Below are 18,892 nucleotides of genomic sequence, written 5' to 3'. Positions count from 1 at the left end.
GGCTCGTCTTGATGCTTTATCCGTGTCAGTAGCTGGAGGCAAGGAATGTCACAACGCAGACGCACTGTTTTGATTTTTATCGCCTTTTACCTTTTTTCATTAATACTCACTGGCCATTGGGTTTGGCAAACCACCTACGCTTCACTCCTCCAGCAGCACCAGTCTCAATTAGAGCGTTTTGCTAGCCATATTCAGAATAAATTGGATAAGTACGCCCATATTCCGCAGTTACTCTCCAAAGATGAGCCATTGATCCAAGCCTTGCTTCATCCGAACAATAGCGCACAAATCGATGTCACCAATCGCTATTTGGAAGAGGTCAATCACGTGATCAAAGCGGTCGATACCTATTTGATTGATCAATTTGGCAACACCATTGCCGCAAGTAACTGGAATCTCGACCGCACCTTTATTGGTCGCAACTTCGCTTTTCGCCCTTATTTCAAACAGGCGATTGTGGGCGAGCAGAGCCAGTACTTTGCTCTTGGGTCAACCTCTGGCCAGCGCGGCTACTACTACTCCTACCCCATGACGTATGCTGGCGCACCGATTGGCGTTGTCGTGGTCAAAATGGATCTTACCTCGATAGAGGAAAATTGGCGTGAAAAGCGCAGTATTTTTGTCGCTAGTGACCGCAACCAAATTGTATTTATGTCGAGTAATCCCGACTGGCTGTTCAAAAGCCTAACGCCTCTCAGCCAAGAGACCTTGGCGCAGATCAGCGCGTCACGCCAATATCTCGACCAAAAGATTGAATCACTCAATTTTGTCGGCGATCTCACCAACGAACACAGTGAGATCCGTCAAGGCAGTCATTATCGCTCTGCCACTATGGTGGTCTCCTCTCATGCGCTACCTGAGCTGGATCTCACCATTCGCGTACTCTCATCCAAACACACCATCGTGTTTACTACTCTCGGCGCTCTGCTGGTCTTGACGCTGGTTTTCGCTATCTTATTTCTGCTGGGACAGCTTTATTACCATCGCCAGCAAAAACACCGTCAAATAGAACAATTGCAGCAAGAGGCCAATCAAAAGCTCGAATTTCAGGTGATGGAACGCACTGCCGAATTGCAGGCAGAAATTGCCCAACGCGCTAAAACCGAGCAAGTGCTGCGCGTCACCCAAGATGAGTTGATTCAAGCCGCCAAACTGGCCGTATTGGGGCAAATGTCCGCCAGCATCAGTCATGAGCTCAACAACCCGCTGGCGGCAATTCGCAGTTTTGCAGAAAATGGCAAGCTGTTTTTGCACAAAGAACGCTATGACCGGGTCGATGACAACCTCAGCCGGATATCTGCCCTTACGGACCGAGTGGCGAAGATCAGCCAGCAGCTGCGCTCTTTCGCGCGCAGGACAACAGGGGATGAGCTGGTTGAAACCAAACTTGTGCCGATTTTGCTCTCAACCAAAGAGTTGATGAAACCCGCGCTTAAGTCTGCGCGGGTCCATCTGGAAACTGATTTTCCTCAGGATGATATTTGGCTGTTGGCCAACACCATTCAGTTGGAACAAGTGCTGATTAACTTGCTGACAAACGCGATGGAAGCGATGAGCGAGTGTGACAACAAACGCCTAGTGATCACGGTCGAGTTAAGTGCAAACGCTATGGTCGCCATCCACATTGATGACAACGGGCCAGGTATCGAACTCAATGCTTTCTCAACGCTTTGCGAGCCTTTCCACACCACCAAAAAAAATGGTCTCGGGCTCGGCCTGTCCATTTCACAACAAATTCTTTCCGGCATGAAAGGGAAACTGAGTGTGAGCACAAGCGCGTTAGGCGGCGCTCGCTTCACGGTAGTGCTGCCGGTGATTAACACAGAGGTGTCATGATGTGTCTAGTGTACTTTATTGACGATGAATCGGATCTGCGGCTGGCCATCGAGCAAAGCTTTGAGCTCGCGGATATTAAAGCCTGTTTTTTTGCTGATGCCGAGAGCGCCCTGCTGGCGATGAAAGGAGACGACAAACCCGGTGTGGTGGTGACCGATATCTGTTTACCGGGGATCTCAGGGATGGATCTGCTTAGCACTCTCAGCCATCGTGATAAAGATCTGCCGGTGATCATGATTACTGGTCACGGTGACATCTCCATGGCGGTGAAAGCACTGCGTCAAGGCGCGTACGATTTTATTGAGAAGCCTTTCTCGCCGGAGCACTTGGTCGAAACGGTCAAACGGGCGATTGAAAAACGCCAATTGACCAACGAAAACCAAGCGCTGCGCCAGTCGCTCAAAGCGAGTAAAACGCTCGGACCACGCATTATCGGAGAAACGCCGTGCATTCAAGAGCTGCGCGACACCATCAGCCATATCGCCGATACCAGCGCGGATATTTTACTGTTTGGCGAGACGGGGACTGGCAAGGAACTGATTGCTCGATCGATTCATGAACAAAGCAGTCGCCGCGAGCAAAATTTTGTCGCCGTTAACTGCGGGGCGGTGCCGGAAAATTTGATTGAAAGCGAGCTGTACGGGCACGAGAAAGGCGCGTTCACGGGCGCAGACAGCCAGCGCATCGGAAAATTCGAGTTCGCCCAAGGCGGTACGCTGTTTTTGGACGAAATTGAATCAATGCCGATGCAAGCGCAAATTCGCCTGTTGCGAGTGTTGCAGGAACGAGTGATTGAGCGCGTCGGCTCAAACCAATTGTTACCTCTCGATATTCGCGTGATAGCAGCCACCAAAGTCGATCTCAAACAAGCGGCTGCGCAAGGCGAGTTTCGTCAAGATTTGTACTACCGCCTCAATGTCGTCACGCTGGATCTGCCGCCTCTGCGCGAGCGCAAAGAGGACATCCCAGCCCTCTTTCATCACTTTCTCTTGGTCGCGGCTTCCCGCTACGGCAAAACCGTTCCGGCACTCAATAGCAGCGATTTACAACAACTGCTCGCCCACAGCTGGCCGGGCAATGTCAGAGAGCTGCGCAACGCCGCTGAGCGCTACACACTATTAGGTAAACTGGCACAGTTGGGCGATCTCCCCAGCGTCAGTAACAATGCACAAAGCTTAGTCGAACAAGTGGCGGAGTTTGAGAAAAGCATCATCGAGCAAACACTGCTCGAATGCGGGGGGAGCATCAAGGAGACGATGGAAAAACTCAAAGTGGCGCGCAAAACGCTTTACGACAAGATGCAACGTTACGATTTAGATAAAAGTCACTATAAAAACGATTAAGCCTCATGATTAAGACCTCATAACAAAGCCGCCTCGGCAAATAGGCCGAGGCGGCTCTTTTTAGGCCTAATTAGCGGCTATTTAGTAATAATCTCCGGCCCCATCAAGGTGGTCGGCAGCCACGTCGACACCCATGGAATATAGGTGACGATAATTAAGAACAAGAACATCACCGCCACCCAAGGGAGCGCTGCTTTTACCACGCCCATCATCGACATTCGTGCCACCCCAGCGGTCACAAACAGGTTGAGGCCAACCGGTGGCGTGATCATGCCAATCTCCATGTTGACCACCATGATGATGCCAAGGTGGATTGGGTCAATGCCAAGCTGAATCGCAATCGGGAAAACCAGTGGCGCGACGATAATCAGCAGACCGGACGGTTCCATAAACTGACCACCAATCAGCAACAGCACGTTGACCACGATAAGGAAAGCAATTGGGCCAAGACCTGCCGACAGCATGGATTCTGTGATCATCTGCGGGATGCGTTCTTCGGTCAGTACGTGCTTGAGAATCAGTGCATTGGCAATGATAAACAGCAGCATGATGGTCAGCTTACCCGCTTCAAACAGCGTTTTTTGCGTATCTTTGTGCACAAAGGTTTCGACCACTTTCACTAGCGCCGGGCGTCTGTTCTCTTTGTCGGCAAACGGGCCCATGTCTTTGTAGACGAAATTGGCGATAAAGAACGAGTAAACAGCAGCCACCGCAGCCGCTTCGGTTGGGGTGAAGACACCGCCGTAGATACCGCCGAGAATAATCACCACCAACAGCAAGCCCCAACTGGCGTCTTTGGCGGCGGCCATCGCCTCTTTCCAGCCAACAAAAGGTTGCTTAGGCAGGTTTTTCACTCTTGCGGCGATGTAAATCGCCACCATCAACATCAATCCCGCCAGCAGACCGGGAATCACGCCGCCAAGGAACATGCGCCCAACCGACACGTCGGTTGCCGCCGAATAGACCACCATCACGATAGAAGGTGGGATCAAGATACCGAGCGTACCCGCGTTACAAATCACCCCAGCGGCAAACTCTTTCGAGTAGCCGTTTTTGATCATCCCGGCAATCACAATGCTACCGATCGCCACCACCGTTGCCGGTGAAGACCCCGACAACGCGGCAAACATCATACAGGCAACCACAGACGCCATCGCTAGGCCACCACGAAACCAACCCACCATCGCAATCGCGAAACGAATAATCCGCTTGGCCACCCCGCCAGTCGACATAAAGCTCGACGCCAGAATGAAGAAAGGAATAGCCAGCAGCGTGTAGTGTCCTTCAAAAGCATTGAATAACGTCTGCGCCACCGATGCGAGAGAGGCGTCTGAATGCCACATCAAAAACAGAATGCTGGATAGGCCCAGCGAGACGGCGATCGGCACGCCAATCAGCATGAAGGCGATCACCATCAAAAACAGAATCAGAATATCCATGGATTAACGCTCCTTGCTGTCGGTTTGTTGCGGTTTGCTCATGATGGCTTCTGCACCGCTTAGCTCCGCTTTCAAGCTCTCTAAATCTTCTTCCGCTTCGTGCCCCGCGATCATGCGATCTTGTTGATTAGTCACAATAAGCCAAGCCACTTGGAGAAAACGGAAAGTGAGCAGCCCCATACCAATAGGCAATGCCATGTAAGGAAGGAAACGCGGGATCTTTTCATACAGCTCCCCTTCGTTAAACCACACAGATAAAAATTGGAACATCTCCGGCATCGGAATATCATCGGTCTCATACCAAGCACGTTCAGTGGCAAACGGATACCAGTAATTCCACGAGCCAATCAGCAGCAGGATGGCAAACGCCAGACAACAAGCCACGGCCAACAACGCCAGCACTTTGCGAACTTGTGGTGGGGCTTTATTGATGACCACATCGACTCCGATATGGAAGTGCTTCTTCACGCCGTAGGACGCGCCGACCAGCACCATCCAGGCAAACATAAACACCGTCAGTTCCAAGGCCCATAAAATGTTGTCGTTAAACAGATAACGCATCACCACGTTGATGAAGGTTAGCAAGGTCATTGCCCCTAAGAAAAAGGCGATCAACCCCTCTTCGACTCGGTCGGTAAACTGGCCGATTTTGGCCATCATTGATTGTTCCATAATCGCTTTCGCTCTTTATTTTTGGCAGGCCTCACGGCTGAGACCTGCCCTTTTTCGTTATTTCTTGTTTGACGCCAGCGCTGCGTCAATCAGATCAGAACCGATATCTTTTTCAAACTTTTTCCATACTGGTGTTAGCGCCGTGACCCACTCTTGGCGCTGCTCTGGCGTCAAGGTGCGCACTACACCACCGGCTTCAATCACGTACTGTCTGTTCGCCAGCTCCACTTTGTTCGATTCGGCGTTACGCATTTCAGTCACTTCTTTCAAGATGGTGGCGAGCTGATTGCGCACATCGCTTGGCAGGCCATCCCACCACTTGGTTGATGTCACCACCAAGTAATCCAGAATGCCGTGGTTGGTTTCGGTAATGCCGTCCTGAACTTCGAAGAACTTCTTACCGTAGATGTTTGACCAAGTGTTCTCTTGACCATCGATAACTTTGGTTTGTAGACCACCGTACACTTCGGCAAAAGACATTTTCTGTGGGTTCGCGCCAAGTTGCTCAAACTGAGCCACTAACACATCCGACGCCTGAACGCGGAATTTCAAGCCCTTGGCATCGGCTGGCACCATGATTGGTTTACTGGCCGAAATCTGTTTCATGCCGTTGTGCCAAAATTCGAGGCCGCGAATACCGCGACGATTCATGGCGTTTTTCAGCTTTTCGCCCGCTTCGGAGTTTTGAAAACGGTCTACAGCGTCAACATCATCGAAAAGGAAAGGCAGGTCAAAAATGCGGTATTTCTTGGTGAACTTCTCGAATTTGGAAAGCGACGGCGCAGCCAGTTGCACGTCACCGTTGAGCATCGCCTCAAGCACTTTATCGTCATCGTAAAGGGTTGAGTTTGGATAAACCTGCATACACGCTTTACCGTTCATCTCCTTATTGACGCGCTCTTCCAACAGAGAAGCGGCGATCCCTTTCGGGTGTTTGTCGGTGTTGGTCACGTGGCTGAACTTGATCACGATTTCGCCCGGGTCACAGTTCGCGGCGGCGTTAAAGCTGGTCACGGCAAGAACAGAAGCAGCAAGTAGGGTAAGAGGTTTAAACATTGTGTTCTCCTTGTTGAAGTAAGCAGCCCCTTCTTTGGGGACTGATGTTTCACTAAGAGCAACAACTAGGCCACATTTGCTAACAATTTTATAACCATTAAGAATCAACGAAATAAAATCAATTTATTCAGAGCGGATAACATTTTACTAATTATTCATTCTGGAAATGGGTGGAAAATGACCCATTGGAAATTGCTAAAGGGTGGGAAATGACCCATCAATACTGGGGGCTTAAATCAGGAACAGCATGAGTAAATGAAAAAAGAACGAGTAAGTGAAAAGAGAACGAATGGAGAAGAAGGGCGTGTCCTCACACCAGACAGCAAGCGCTCTGGTCACTCTCCCCCGATTGTGCCGGTCGCAGCCTGTGTCAACTGCGAACGCGATAGAGGACACGCAAATAGAAGCGTCGTTTGCCCGGAGAAAGCAAAAACGACGCAAGCGGGTTAGAACTCGATGCGCACCTGACTTTGCGCGTCGAAGTAAACCGCTTTAGACAAGTCGAAATAGAGCGGCGCGGTGTCGCCCACTTTTGCTTGCAGTTCTGGCGATAAACGGCACGCCACTTCTTGATCGTTGACTTTGATCATCGCGATGGTCTCTGGCCCCGTCGGTTCCAAAACCTCTAGTTTAAGATTAAGACAAGTCGACGCTGATTGATCGTCACTCGGTTTGTCGCTGATGTGCTCAGGGCGCAGGCCAATCACCACCTGCTTTCCGTCTTGCTCCCGCATCGATGCTGGCAAACGAATATGATGCTCTTGGCCACAGCCACCCGTCACTTTAATCACGGGCTGATCTTGTTCATCCAAGTCCACCATAGTGTGAATAAAGTTCATCGAAGGCGAGCCCATAAATCCGGCGACAAACATGTTGGCCGGTTTGTTGTAGATCTCCTGCGGGGTACCGAGCTGTTGTAAGATGCCGTCTTTCATCACCGCGATACGGTCTGCCAGTGTCATTGCTTCTATCTGATCGTGGGTCACGTAAACGATGGTGGTATTGAGCTGCTGATGCAGCCGTTTAATTTGATGGCGCATTTCCACGCGCAATTTGGCATCCAAGTTCGATAGCGGCTCATCAAATAGGTAGAGTTTCGGCCGACGTGCCAGTGCTCGACCCATCGCCACCCGCTGGCGTTGACCGCCAGAGAGCTGGGACGGCTTGCGATCCAGCAAGTGGTCGATTTGTAGCATCTCGGCCACGCGCTGCACTTCGGCATCGATCTCGGTTTTCGCCATCTTGCGGATCTTGAGGCCAAATTCGATATTGCCGCGCACCGTCATATTGGGATAGAGCGCATAGGATTGAAACACCATCGCGATGTCGCGATCTTTCGGTTCAACCTCCGCCACGTTCACCCCATCAATCACAATTTGCCCTGAGGAGATGTTCTCAAGCCCAGCAATGGTATTCATCAGGGTCGATTTTCCGCAGCCAGATGGGCCAACGAGGATCAAAAACTCGCCAGAGTCGATACTGATATCGATTCCCTTGAGGGTTTCAATGTCCGCTTTCGCGTAGGTTTTGCGGATCTGTTTGAGTTCTAGAGTTGCCATGTTACTTATCCTTTTACTGATCCTGCCGTTAAACCACGCACAAAATATTTGCCTGCTAATACATACACCAGCAGCGTCGGCAGCGCTGCGATGATCGCCGCTGCCATATCGACGTTGTACTCTTTGACCCCAGTACTGGTATTGACTAAGTTGTTCAGCGCTACGGTGATCGGCTGCGTCTCTGAGCCGGAATAAACCACGCCAAACAGGAAATCGTTCCAGATGGCGGTAAACTGCCAAATCACCGTCACCATGATGATCGGGGTGGAAATCGGCAGCAAAATCTTAAAGAAAATGGTGAAAAAGCCAGCGCCATCGAGCTTAGCGGCTTTGATCAGCTCATCTGGCACGCCAATGTAGAAATTGCGGAAAAACAGCGTAGTAAACGCCATACCATAGATAACGTGCACCAGCACCAAGCCTGTGGTGGTGTTGGCTAAACCCAGTTTGCCCAGCACAGCCGCCATCGGTAACAAAATCACCTGAAAGGGAATAAAACAGCCAAACAGCAGCAAACTGAAGAACAGGTTGGAGCCGCGAAATTGCCATTTGGTTACCACGTAGCCGTTGAATGCGCCAAGCAAAGTGGATATCGCCACCGCCGGAATGACCATCTGAAAGGAGTTCCAAAAATAGCCTTGCACCCCTTCACATTTCACCCCGGTACAGGCACTGCTCCACGCTTTGTACCACGCATCCATCACCCACTCTTGCGGCAAAGACATCAAGTTGCCTGCTTTTATATCGGGCAAGGTTTTAAATGAGGTGATCACCATGACAAACAGCGGCATCAGATACACCAAGCAGAAGAAAACCAAGGCAGCGTAAATCGTCAGGCGGGCCAAGTTCATTTGACTACTCATGAACGCTTCTCCCTAAGTTCGGAATAAAGATACGGCACCAAAATGGCAAGAATGCCTGCCAGCATCATCATGGCACTGGCTGCGCCAAGGCCGATCTGCCCGCGGGTAAAGGAGTGCGCGTACATAAACAGCGCAGGTAAATCAGAGGAATAACCCGGCCCACCTGCGGTCATGGCGGTGACCAAATCGAAACTCTTAATCGCAATGTGCGATGTGATAATCACCGCGCTGAAAAACACCGGACGTAAACAAGGCAAAATGATTTTCCAATAGATGGTCGGCAGACTCGCGCCATCAATCTGCGCCGCTTTGACAATCGAAGAGTCAATCCCACGCAGCCCAGCTAAAAACATCGCCATGACAAAGCCAGACGATTGCCAGACCGCGGCAATCACTAAGGTATAGACCGCCATATCGGAGTCCACCAACCAGTCAAACTCAAAACCAGTAAAGCCCCAATCATGCATCAGTTTTTCAATCCCGAGGCCGGGGTTTAGAATCCACTTCCACGCCGTGCCCGTGACGATAAACGACAGCGCCATCGGGTAGAGATAGATGGTGCGAATCGCCCCTTCTTGGCGAATATTTTGGTCCAGCAAAATCGCCAGCCCAACGCCCAAAACGATGGCAACCAGCATAAATAGCAGCCCAAACACCCCCAGATTGGTGATCGAAGTTAGCCAACGGTCGTTGTCCATCAGTTTGGCGTACTGATCGAAACCCGCAAAATTAAAACTCGGCAAAAAGCGCGAGTTTGTCATAGACAGCGCTGCTGTCCAGAAAATAAATCCATAAATACACACCACAGTGACCAGCATCGTTGGTGCCAAAACGATTTTTGGCAGCCAATGTTGCAAGCGGTCGGCAAAACCCGGTTTCGGTGCGTTTTTGGCAGATGACCCGTGCAAAACATGCTCCATAACGATTCCTTGTAGCAAACACTCAGCCATGGCCAACGTCGCCCGTTGTCCATAGCATTGAGTGGCGGAAATAGGCAGACAGGCTCCCCACAAGCCTGCCCGCCCCAAGAGTTAGATGGCCGCTTTCACCGCTTTCGCCAGCTTTTGCGCCGCTTCTTTCGGATCGGCTTTGCTGTCGTTGAAGAAGTTGGTCACCACGTCATAGATGGCACCTTGCGCGTAGCTGGTGGTGGCAAGACCGTGCGCCATACTCGGCACAAGATCGCCCGACTTAGCACTGGCTTTGAAGGTCGCCATAGAGTCCAGCGCGCACTGGTCGAACTTAGACATATCCATGTCCAGACGCACTGGAATGGAGCCTTTGTTGAGGTTAAAGACTTCTTGGAACTCTTTGGTCAAAATGGTTTTTGCCAAGTCTTGCTGCGCTTTTTGGTTGGCTTTATTACTCAGTTCAAAGAAAGCAAAACTGTCGATGTTGAAGGTAAACTGCCCCGTAGTGCCCGGTGCTGGCGCGCAGATGTAATCTTTGCCCGCGACTTTGCCCGCCGCAGAAAACTCCCCTTTCGCCCAGTCGCCCATGATCTGCATCGCCGCTTCGCCGTTGATCACCATCGACGTGGCCACGTTCCAGTCACGTCCCGGCGCGTTGTCATCAATGTAACTGCGCATTTTCTTAAATTTAGTAAACACTTCGACCATTTTGTCGCCCGAAAGCACATTCATGTCGAGATCGACAAACGCTTTGTTATAGTCGGCGCTGCCTAACACATCCAGCGCCACCGCTTCAAATATCGTTGCGTCTTGCCAAGGTTGACCGCCATGTGCCAGCGGAATAAAGCCCGCCGCTTTGATTTTGTCGGCGGCGGCAAAGAATTCATCTAAGGTGGTGGGTAGCGCAACGCCCGACTTTTTCAGCACTTCTGGGTTTGCCCACAACCAGTTAACGCGGTGCACGTTGACGGGAACCGCCACATATTCACCATCAAACTTCATCACTTTGCTGACCACCGCAGGAAGAATGCCATCCCAGTTCTCTTTTTTCGCCGTCGCGTCTAACGATGTCAAAAAGCCGAGCCCACCCCATTCTTGGATATCGTGGCCTTTGATTTGCGCCGCAGAAGGCGGATTACCAGAAACAGCACGGGTTTTGAGAACGGTCATCGCAGACTCGCCGCCACCACCAGCAACGGCGAAATCTTTCCAAGTGTGGCCTTGCTGCTCTAGCATCTGTTTCAGCACAGCGGCAGATTTGGCTTCGCCGCCAGCAGTCCACCAGTGAAGTACTTCCACTTCACCAGCCTGAACCAATGAAGTCGCAGAAAGAAGAGAGAGAGTAAGTAGGGTTTTGGTCATTTTCATTGTTATCTTCCATGTATCGGCTTAGTCAAACCAGGCTTGGTCTGATATTGAGCAGTCTATCCGTAATAAACTGTATGGATTGCAACAAACAGTAACCATAACGTAACAATTAAGTTACATTAAACTTCAAGCCCTGATGGAATCAGCACTTCCACTTTCAAGCCGCCTTTGGGTAAATTGCTCAGAGTGAGATCTCCGCCGTGTCCGTGCAAAATATTGCGGCAAATACCCAGCCCCAAGCCGTGCCCCTCGGTATCATGCGCTAAGCGATAGTAGGGCTCAAACACGGCTTCCAGTTTATGGTTGGGAATACCCGGACCAGAGTCAGTGATGGTCACTTTCACCCAGTTATCGTTTTCCTCTAGCTGCACTTCGGCACGGCCTGCATACTTGAGCGCATTGTCGAGCAAATTGCTCAGTACTCGCTTAATGGCTAAAGGTTTCGCGACCAAGGGCTCCATCGGATGTGGGGTAAAGTGAACTCGAACCTGATGCTGATTGTAACTTTCGATGATCTGCTCCAGCATGACGTTAAGATCGATATAGTCGTTATTTTCATGCAAATCCGTGTCACGCACGCACTGCAGCGCGCCTTTGACCATCATCTCCAGCTCATCCAAATCTTGATTGAATTTACTGCGCTTACGCTCATCGTCCAACAGCTCTGCCCTAAGGCGCAGGCGAGTGATCGGTGTTTTCAGATCGTGGGAAATCGCCGAAAACAGATGCTCACGATCCGCCACGTAACGACGAATACGTTGCTGCATACGATTAAAAGCGCGCGTGGCGGTGACCAGTTCACTCGCCCCTTCCTCCGCCAGCGGCGGCTGTTCGATATTCATGCTCATCTCATTAGCTGCGCGCGCCAGCCGTTTGAGCGGTTTCACCTGCCGACGGATCATCGCATAGGTGAGCAGCAGCAATAAGCTGGTGGACAAAAACAGAAACAGTATCTGCTCTCGCCCCAACAGTTCGTCATCCAAGGTCAGATACGGAGCAGGTAAAAGCGCAGCGATGTATATCCATTCATGGCTACTTAGCTCAATTTGCACCACCAGTACAGGCGGGTTAATCGGCGCCAAAGTTAAGGTATGGTGCGCCCACGATTTGGGCAAATCGTGCAAATAGATGTCGTTTTTGAGCAGCCGTAATTTTTCCGGGCTGGAAAAATCGACCGACACCGATTCGACCCGCGTGAGCTTTTGCTTTAGCACACTTTTGATGGCGCTAACCGACGCCTCTTTTAAGCGGGTATTTTCAATCGGTTCGACCTGTAATTTTTCGCGGTTAAAGGAGACGAAAAAGCGCGTACCGCCCATATTGCGGATCTGATCCAAAACAATATGACGATAGTTGACCGGTAAAGATTGGAAAAAGGTTACGGTCGAAGCAAACATGCTCGCCATGCTGGCTGACGTCGAGCGGATCCCTTCAAGCTCTTTCTGTTTCGACTGGCTATACCAAATCGCGGTGGCAATGCCTTGGGCTATCACCACCGCCAGTAGCGTCAACATCAAGGTTCGCGCAACCAATGAATGGGGCTTGAATCGCAGCATCATTCATCTCGCTTAATGTTCATAACTGACAGGGACTGAGAGAATGTAACCGTTGCCGCGCATGGTTTTGATGTAGTGCGGATAGCGCGCACTGTCACCCAAACGCTGGCGCAAACGGCTCAACTGTACATCGATACCGCGCTCGAATGGCAGTGATTCTCGCCCTCGGGTTGCATAGGAGATGGTGTCGCGATCCAGCACCTCATTTGGCCGAGTCAGAAACAGCATCAACAAAGCAAAATCACTGCCAGAGAGCTCGTGTTGCGTTTGCGTTTCCTGATGGGTAAGGCGATGGGCCAGAGTGTCTAGGCTCCAATCACCGAACAGAATCTGCTTTGGTAACGTGTCACTGCTCTTTTCTTGTCGAACTTGCACGCGACGCAACACCGCTTTGATGCGGGCGATCAGGTGGCGCGGATTAAACGGTTTCGCGATGTAGTCGTCAGCGCCAATTTCTAAACCGATGATCTGGTCAGTCTCTTCCGAGACAGCGGTAAGCATAATGATCGGCACGCTCGATTCACGGCGAATGTACTGGCACAAGCTAAAGCCATCCTCGCCGGGCAGCATGATGTCGAGCAGGATCAAGTCCGGAAAGCCCTCTTGGCTAAGATGTGCTTTGAGCTGTACACCATCGGCGACAGTTGTCACCTGATATCCGCTGCGCGACAGATACTCATCCAACAGCTCACGGATCTCTTCGTCGTCGTCAACCACCAAAATTCGGCTTACTTCCTGCATTCGCCTTTACCTATCATTACAATTTATTTACATAGTCTATCGATTTCGCCAATCAATAATGAGAGATAGTTTAGTGAAATTTGAAGCAAATCCGCGTTTGGATCACAGTTAGGAAGAGCAGCTGATGACCATTTTCTTACCCCACTCAGGCGGAAGACGCGCGTAGTGGTCAAATTGCGGCGAGTCATCGTAAGGACGGCGAAGTAGCTCTGCCAGTTGTTGCACTTGGCTAAAATCACCTTGCTGGGCTTTTTCTATCGCTTGCTGAGCCAGATAATTACGCAAAATGTATTTAGGATTCACCAAACGCATCGCCGCGCAGCGCGCACTTTCAGACAGCGGCGAACCATCTGCTTGCACTTCTTGTTGGCAGCGCACCAGATAATCATCCAGCCAGCGTGCTGCCGCCTCTCGGTCAATAAAAAGATCGATCACCGCTTGTTTGCCATGGCGATCCAGCTCCGACAGCGTGCGCATAAAACGGGTGTAATCGGTACGGTTTTCCGTCAGCAGGGCAAATAGTCGGTCGAACAACTCGCTATCTCCGGCAAATCGCGCGTTCAAACCCAATTTGCTGCGCATCAAGCGGCTAAAGTGCTGACCCAATAAGACGTCAAACTGCGCCAACGCAGCTTGCAAGTCGGCCCGTTCGATCAATGGCGAAAGCGCGTGGGCCAGTGCAGAGAGATTCCACAAGGCGACTCTGGGCTGCTGATCAAAGGCGTAGCGACCTTGATAATCGGAGTGGTTACAGATGTAGCCCGGCTCGTAGTCATCAAGAAACCCAAAGGGGCCGTAGTCAAACGTTTCACCCAAAATCGACATGTTGTCGGTATTCATCACCCCATGGGCGAAACCGACCGCCTGCCACTGCGCAATCATCAGTGCGGTACGCGCGACAATCTGCTCAAACATCGCCAGATAAGGCTTAGCCGCTTGTTGGCATTGCGGCAGATACCATTCGATGACTTTGTCGGCCAGTAGTTTGTGCTCAGCCAACTGATTGGTATAGAAAAAGTGCTCAAAATGACCAAAACGGATGTGAGTGGTGGCTAAACGGATCAGCAGCGCGCCGCGCTCGGTCTGCTCACGATAAACTGGGGTATCGCTACTCAACATCCCCAGCGCGCGCGTAGTGGCAATACCTAACCCCGCCATGGCTTCACTGCACAGATATTCGCGAATGGTCGAGCGCAGCACAGCACGGCCATCGCCCATACGCGAGTACGGCGTCTGCCCCGCCCCTTTGAGATGCACGTCAAACCAACTGCCCTGCTTGTCCTGCATTTCACCCAGCAGCAGGCCGCGACCGTCGCCCAAATCGGGATTATAGACGCCAAACTGGTGCCCGGCGTATTTCATTGCCAGCGGCGAGAAACAATCCGGCATTTGTTCAGCCGCAAAAGCGCAGCGCAAGGTTTCATCGGCAACCACCGGCAAAGCAAAACGGGCGGCTAAAGGTGCGTTCCACACCACCCAGTGGCTATTTTGCAGTGGCTGCGGCTTAACCGGAGTATAAAAAGCACGAGGAAGCGAAGAAAAACGCTGTGAGAATGTGACCGATTGCCAAGCAGACATAAAGGGCTCCAAAAGAGAGAAGACCTGCTCAAACTAGCACAGAGTGAATGTGACAAACACCGATTGGCAGCAGGGAAATTGCTTGTACCATATGGCTCTGTCGGGGAGCCTAAAGTAAAAAACGCGCCCGAAGGCGCGTTTTAGCAGAGTTAGGTGCGCGAGCGTCTGCGCCCAAGTAACGCGAGAAATAGCAGAGGCAGGACGGCAAGTGAACCACCGGATGAACCGCTAGAAGAGCTGGCAGTAAAGGAGGTCGCATTGCTTTCTGGTGTCACCGTCACTAGCACCGTTCCGCGGGCAAGTGCCCCTTCAGAGTCCTGAATTTGGTACTCCAGCGTCACCTCGGCTTTTTGCGTCACACTGCTTGGCGCTTGGTAGTGAATTTGATTATTCGCAATGCTCGCCGAGCCGAGCTCCGGGGTTGACACTGAGATGAGCGTCAACACGTGGTTATCCTGATCGTAGTCGTTGGCTAACGCCATAATGTCGACACTAGAGCCAGCGGAGAGGCTGATGGCATCTTGCTTCGCCACCGGTGCACTGTTAGCCACTTCAAGCTGAATCGTGGCACTATCGCTCAAGCCACTTGGATCTGTTACCGTTAGCGCAAAAGCCAGTGTATTGCCCATTTTCGCCTCTTCTGGCACCACAAATTCGGCAATACTGCGGTTGGCATTGATCAGCGTAACTTGGGGCCCAAAGGTTTGACGCCATTGAAATTGCAACTCGTCACCGTCGGCATCGCTGCTTGCCTCGCCCAGCAGCGATATACGTGCTCCCGCGACCACAGTAACCTCGGCAACCGACGTTTTGGCTTGCGGAGCCGCGTTGCTGCCCGTGACATCGATATCAACGCTCACCACTGCAGAAACCAAGTTGCCGGATGTAGAGCGTAAGCGATAGGTCAGTTGATCTTGGCCAACAAAATTGGTTTTCGGCGTGTAAACCCAGTTTGCGACCGTGCCGTTAGTCGGCGGCGAAACCAACTCGGCTTGGAATACATATGCGGGGTCCATAGTGTCGTTAGCCATCACATCCAACGCCACCGAGCCGTTTTTATCAACCTCAACCTTATCTGCCATAGGTTGGACTAAACTGGCGAAATCAACATCAAACAGCGCAGCAAAAGGAACGGTTTGGTAACCTAGTAGTTTACTCAGGCCGTTACTCTCTTTCTCTAGGCGGCTGCCGAGCCACGCTTTCTTCTCATCCTTGGGCTCCATATTCTGCAAATCACTGAAGAGATAGTTTTGCTCTAAAATGCCATTTTGCAGCTCCACAACCAAGGTATGAGTCCCTGTGGCGAGCTTTGCAGGAGTACCAAACATCACTCGACCAGAGCGGCTCACTACCCCTTCTGCTAATCGTTCTTGCTGACTGCTGTCTAACAGCAGATTGGCAAAGTTTGCCCCATTTTGTGGATAGCGAGAAACGGTGTAGCGCACTGGCAGCGAGCTATTTACCACTTGGTAATACAGCTGAATACCATCGATCTGAGTGGCTTTGGGCAAATTCACTTCAAACGCCAGCGCGTCTTTGCCCGCTTCTGCTTGCACATAGCTCCGGCGTAAACTGGTTAACCAAGCGAACTTCTCACCATCTTGCGGTTTGACAAAATCAAAACGCGCAGCGTGATCACCGCTGACAATCCCAGTTAGGCTAACGCCAGTTTCAAAGCCTGCAACGCTGGTTAAATTCGGCTGTGAGTTGTCCGAAATTTGGGTATTACCATAAAGACCCGGGTAGATGTCGGCACTGTCGGCGCGACCGCCGCGCTCCAGTTCACCCAGTCCGTCAGCTTGCATGATCTGCACCTGCATTGGGCCAGTTTCGTTAAATGCATTGTTGACGTTAACCGAGGTCACCAGCATCCCTTCTGCCTGCAAAGCGCGGTCGTAATCGACATTACGACGATTTTCTACATATAGCCGCGGGCCAAACTCTTTCAAATAAGGGTCAAGGTAGATAAGCCCTGCCTCTGCGTTTGCCACTTGCACTGCCGCTTGCGACTGACTTAACACCTGCGGCGCAACAAAGCCGGAAGCGTGTTTGCTCCACGCACTCATATTGACTGGTGTATCACCAGCATACTGGTCATCCGGAGCCATAGCCCAAGACCCTGCCCCCATCACACCCCACTGGCCAACGGAGCCATTATGTTTGTAGGAATAGAGGTCCGGCAGGCCAAGCATCAGATGGCCCAGCTCATGGACAATCACCCCGAGTGTAGCTTGGTGGTCGACTTGATAATCACCAAACAAACAATATGCCGAAATGGTTTTACCATCGACAGGGACATCGTTGTGGTAATACATGTGAGGCCAGATAGAAGGCCGATTGACAACGCCAGTGGAGCGATCGCCCCCGGCGAAGACAAACATCACTGAGAGTTCGGTCGGATCAATGGTGCCGTCCGCGTTAAGATCGTATTGGGAGAAATCGACATATTGATCAAGTTTTTGGTAGCTTTCAGCAAAAATGGTGTTGAGGCGACTGGTACACCAGGCTGAGTCATGGCAGTTAGGATGAAACTGATCGAGCGTAATATCAATGACGCCATCATTCTCCGTGCCAAAGCTTTCTCTCGCGGGCACGACTTGATACTGACCCGCCGAGTTTTTCGCGTAGTAATCCACCACGCTCTGCCCCGCCTCACCAAACACTCGCTCGGTAAAATCATGCACCATATTGACGTTGGAAAAGGAAACTTGCACCACCAACAGCGGCTGTTCAAACGGCTGCGCTGGCGCAGAGAAAGCACTGCGTGCAGCCGTCATTTTACTGGGAGTAAAACTGCGCGAGCGGAGAACTTGGTTAGCACTGTCGGCGTTGAGCACGTCAGGCAAATTGATCGTCGGACGTAACTGAGAACGTATCGGCGCTTGCGCGCCTGCGAGCAAAAGCTCTCCGGTTGAAATCAGTTGAGCGCCCGTTGTATCACTTTGAATTTCAGCAAAATACCATTTATCCCCTTGCAAGATGAGAGCATTACCTTGCTCATCTTCGAACCAACTGAAATGGGCCGAGCCCTGCAGGCGAATTTGCGTACTGGAACCATCCGGCAGCACGATCTCATGCCAAATCGGCGCTGGGGGAACCATCGCCAGCGCAGAGGCCGACAATGCCATTGTCGCGGCGCTACACGCCAGCGTAGAAAGCCATTTTTTCATTCTTAACCCTAACTCCCTTTAAGATATTCTTTGGCTTGTGTCTCAATAACGAAACGAAAGCACACACCTTATGTATCTCCAGCTCAGACACAAGAACAATTTATAAAATACGAGAATCATTCAGCAAAATTATCTTTTATTATTGATAATCACTCCAATAGGCCAAGCATCCTTGCTCGCTACGGACTTGCTCTGGTGAGGTGTCAAAAAGGCCCCTGTGGGTCTAGAAAATCCCATCCTGCAAGGTGCCTATCCGTTCACTGAAGAGTTACTTTGGCCGCACGCTGCGCTTGCGGCGCGAGATGGATATCGAGTATCTGATGAGCAACAACTTTGCTTTTGGTCGCATTAACACCTCGATCATCTTTAAACGTGTACGCGATTAACTTCACCATTAAGGTGCTCAGATTGTGGTTTACTCTTTTTTTTGCTCACTAAATGTGCGAACTGGTCATTCTATCAACGAGCTTTTATTGTTGTGAAACAAAGTGTTGACCTGACCAGAACTTACGATTAGAGTAGACGCCATCGGACTGTAGCGCAGCTTGGTAGCGCACCGTCATGGGGTGTCGGGGGTCGGAGGTTCAAATCCTCTCAGTCCGACCATACACCTAGAAAGAGAGAGCTTCTGCTCTCTCTTTTGCTTTCTGGCCTAAAATTTTTTGGCCCGCAAATATGGAAATAGCTTAACCGCGCCAATCTTCCATCCTTCTCTCTTCATCATTTCATGTCAGCGCTTTTTTTGCCCGCTCGCCAAAATGCTCCGACTTGTCGCTTTGCGTGAAAAAGAAAGGGAATAG

At 51.1% G+C, this 18,892-nt stretch carries 14 protein-coding genes, 1 tRNA gene and 1 pseudogene; 5 read left to right on the top strand and 11 right to left on the bottom strand.

Annotated elements, in window-relative coordinates; translation table 11 throughout:
- Nucleotides 1-45 precede the first annotated feature (45 nt).
- Together EWA64_RS13385 and EWA64_RS13380 are read left to right on the top strand one after the other, a co-directional pair.
- Nucleotides 46-1,836 carry a sensor histidine kinase gene (locus EWA64_RS13385; protein ID WP_061895158.1) on the top strand — a complete coding sequence of 597 codons (1,791 nt, stop codon included), beginning with the start codon at nucleotides 46-48 and terminating at the stop codon, nucleotides 1,834-1,836.
- Nucleotides 1,836-3,179, top strand: coding sequence for a sigma-54-dependent transcriptional regulator (locus tag EWA64_RS13380; RefSeq protein ID WP_061895157.1), 1,344 nt, complete (start codon nucleotides 1,836-1,838; stop codon nucleotides 3,177-3,179). Before EWA64_RS13385 ends, EWA64_RS13380 begins: the two co-directional genes overlap by 1 nt.
- Nucleotides 3,180-3,256: 77 nt before the next feature.
- Here the strand turns inward: EWA64_RS13380 and EWA64_RS13375 are convergent, their stop codons facing one another.
- Genes EWA64_RS13375 through EWA64_RS13365 form a run of 3 tightly spaced genes read right to left on the bottom strand, consistent with a single transcriptional unit; the run spans nucleotide 3,257 to nucleotide 6,346 of the window.
- The gene (locus tag EWA64_RS13375; protein ID WP_061895156.1) at nucleotides 3,257-4,618 is read right to left on the bottom strand and encodes a TRAP transporter large permease; all 1,362 of its coding nucleotides are present in this window, start codon (nucleotides 4,616-4,618) and stop codon (nucleotides 3,257-3,259) included.
- Nucleotides 4,619-4,621: 3 nt separating this feature from the next.
- The gene (locus tag EWA64_RS13370; RefSeq protein ID WP_039433837.1) at nucleotides 4,622-5,290 is read right to left on the bottom strand and encodes a TRAP transporter small permease; all 669 of its coding nucleotides are present in this window, start codon (nucleotides 5,288-5,290) and stop codon (nucleotides 4,622-4,624) included.
- A 57-nt stretch (nucleotides 5,291-5,347) separates the two neighbouring features.
- A complete protein-coding gene (locus EWA64_RS13365; RefSeq protein ID WP_039424965.1) occupies nucleotides 5,348-6,346 on the bottom strand; it encodes a TRAP transporter substrate-binding protein in 999 nt (332 codons plus the stop codon).
- A 255-nt stretch (nucleotides 6,347-6,601) separates the two neighbouring features.
- On the opposite strand from EWA64_RS13365, the gene EWA64_RS13360 reads away from it, so the two are divergent.
- On the top strand, nucleotides 6,602-6,796 hold the full coding sequence (locus EWA64_RS13360) for a hypothetical protein (protein WP_139045707.1): 195 nt from the start codon (nucleotides 6,602-6,604) through the stop codon (nucleotides 6,794-6,796).
- Here EWA64_RS13360 and EWA64_RS13355 read toward each other — a convergent pair.
- From EWA64_RS13355 to EWA64_RS13320, 8 genes are all read right to left on the bottom strand, one after another.
- On the bottom strand, nucleotides 6,793-7,905 hold the full coding sequence (locus tag EWA64_RS13355) for an ABC transporter ATP-binding protein (RefSeq protein WP_061895155.1): 1,113 nt from the start codon (nucleotides 7,903-7,905) through the stop codon (nucleotides 6,793-6,795). The two genes, EWA64_RS13360 and EWA64_RS13355, sit on opposite strands and share 4 nt — an antisense overlap.
- Before the next feature lie 5 nt (nucleotides 7,906-7,910).
- Nucleotides 7,911-8,768: a carbohydrate ABC transporter permease gene (locus EWA64_RS13350; RefSeq protein ID WP_061895154.1), complete on the bottom strand. Its 858-nt coding sequence runs from the start codon at nucleotides 8,766-8,768 to the stop codon at nucleotides 7,911-7,913.
- The gene (locus EWA64_RS13345) at nucleotides 8,765-9,688 is read right to left on the bottom strand and encodes a carbohydrate ABC transporter permease (protein ID WP_045570960.1); all 924 of its coding nucleotides are present in this window, start codon (nucleotides 9,686-9,688) and stop codon (nucleotides 8,765-8,767) included. The genes EWA64_RS13350 and EWA64_RS13345 overlap by 4 nt, the downstream gene beginning before the upstream one ends.
- A gap of 111 nt (nucleotides 9,689-9,799) precedes the next feature.
- Nucleotides 9,800-11,047 (bottom strand): ABC transporter substrate-binding protein, encoded by a 1,248-nt coding sequence (locus EWA64_RS13340; RefSeq protein WP_061895153.1) that lies wholly within the window; start codon nucleotides 11,045-11,047, stop codon nucleotides 9,800-9,802.
- A 119-nt stretch (nucleotides 11,048-11,166) separates the two neighbouring features.
- Complete coding sequence (locus EWA64_RS13335) at nucleotides 11,167-12,603, bottom strand: ATP-binding protein (RefSeq protein WP_139045710.1); 1,437 nt, start codon at nucleotides 12,601-12,603, stop codon at nucleotides 11,167-11,169.
- Nucleotides 12,604-12,615: 12 nt separating this feature from the next.
- Complete coding sequence (locus tag EWA64_RS13330; RefSeq protein WP_061895151.1) at nucleotides 12,616-13,344, bottom strand: response regulator; 729 nt, start codon at nucleotides 13,342-13,344, stop codon at nucleotides 12,616-12,618.
- Nucleotides 13,345-13,452: 108 nt separating this feature from the next.
- Complete coding sequence (locus EWA64_RS13325; RefSeq protein ID WP_061895150.1) at nucleotides 13,453-14,922, bottom strand: protein adenylyltransferase SelO; 1,470 nt, start codon at nucleotides 14,920-14,922, stop codon at nucleotides 13,453-13,455.
- A gap of 149 nt (nucleotides 14,923-15,071) precedes the next feature.
- Entirely contained in the window at nucleotides 15,072-18,092 is a 3,021-nt protein-coding gene (locus tag EWA64_RS13320; protein WP_061895149.1) for a M6 family metalloprotease domain-containing protein, read from the bottom strand.
- Nucleotides 18,093-18,334: 242 nt separating this feature from the next.
- On the opposite strand from EWA64_RS13320, the pseudogene EWA64_RS13315 reads away from it, so the two are divergent.
- Nucleotides 18,335-18,478: pseudogene (locus EWA64_RS13315) on the top strand (beta-ketoacyl-ACP synthase); the annotation flags it as partial.
- 143 nt (nucleotides 18,479-18,621) lie between these two features.
- Nucleotides 18,622-18,698 (top strand) — tRNA-Pro (locus EWA64_RS13310).
- Nucleotides 18,699-18,892: the final 194 nt, after the last annotated feature.

Origin of the sequence: Vibrio cidicii, from assembly GCF_009665415.1 — a bacterium.
GTDB classification, from domain to species: domain Bacteria; phylum Pseudomonadota; class Gammaproteobacteria; order Enterobacterales; family Vibrionaceae; genus Vibrio; species Vibrio cidicii.
Note: the sequence above shows the minus strand (reverse complement) of the source record. Positions and strands in the feature narration are given on the sequence as shown.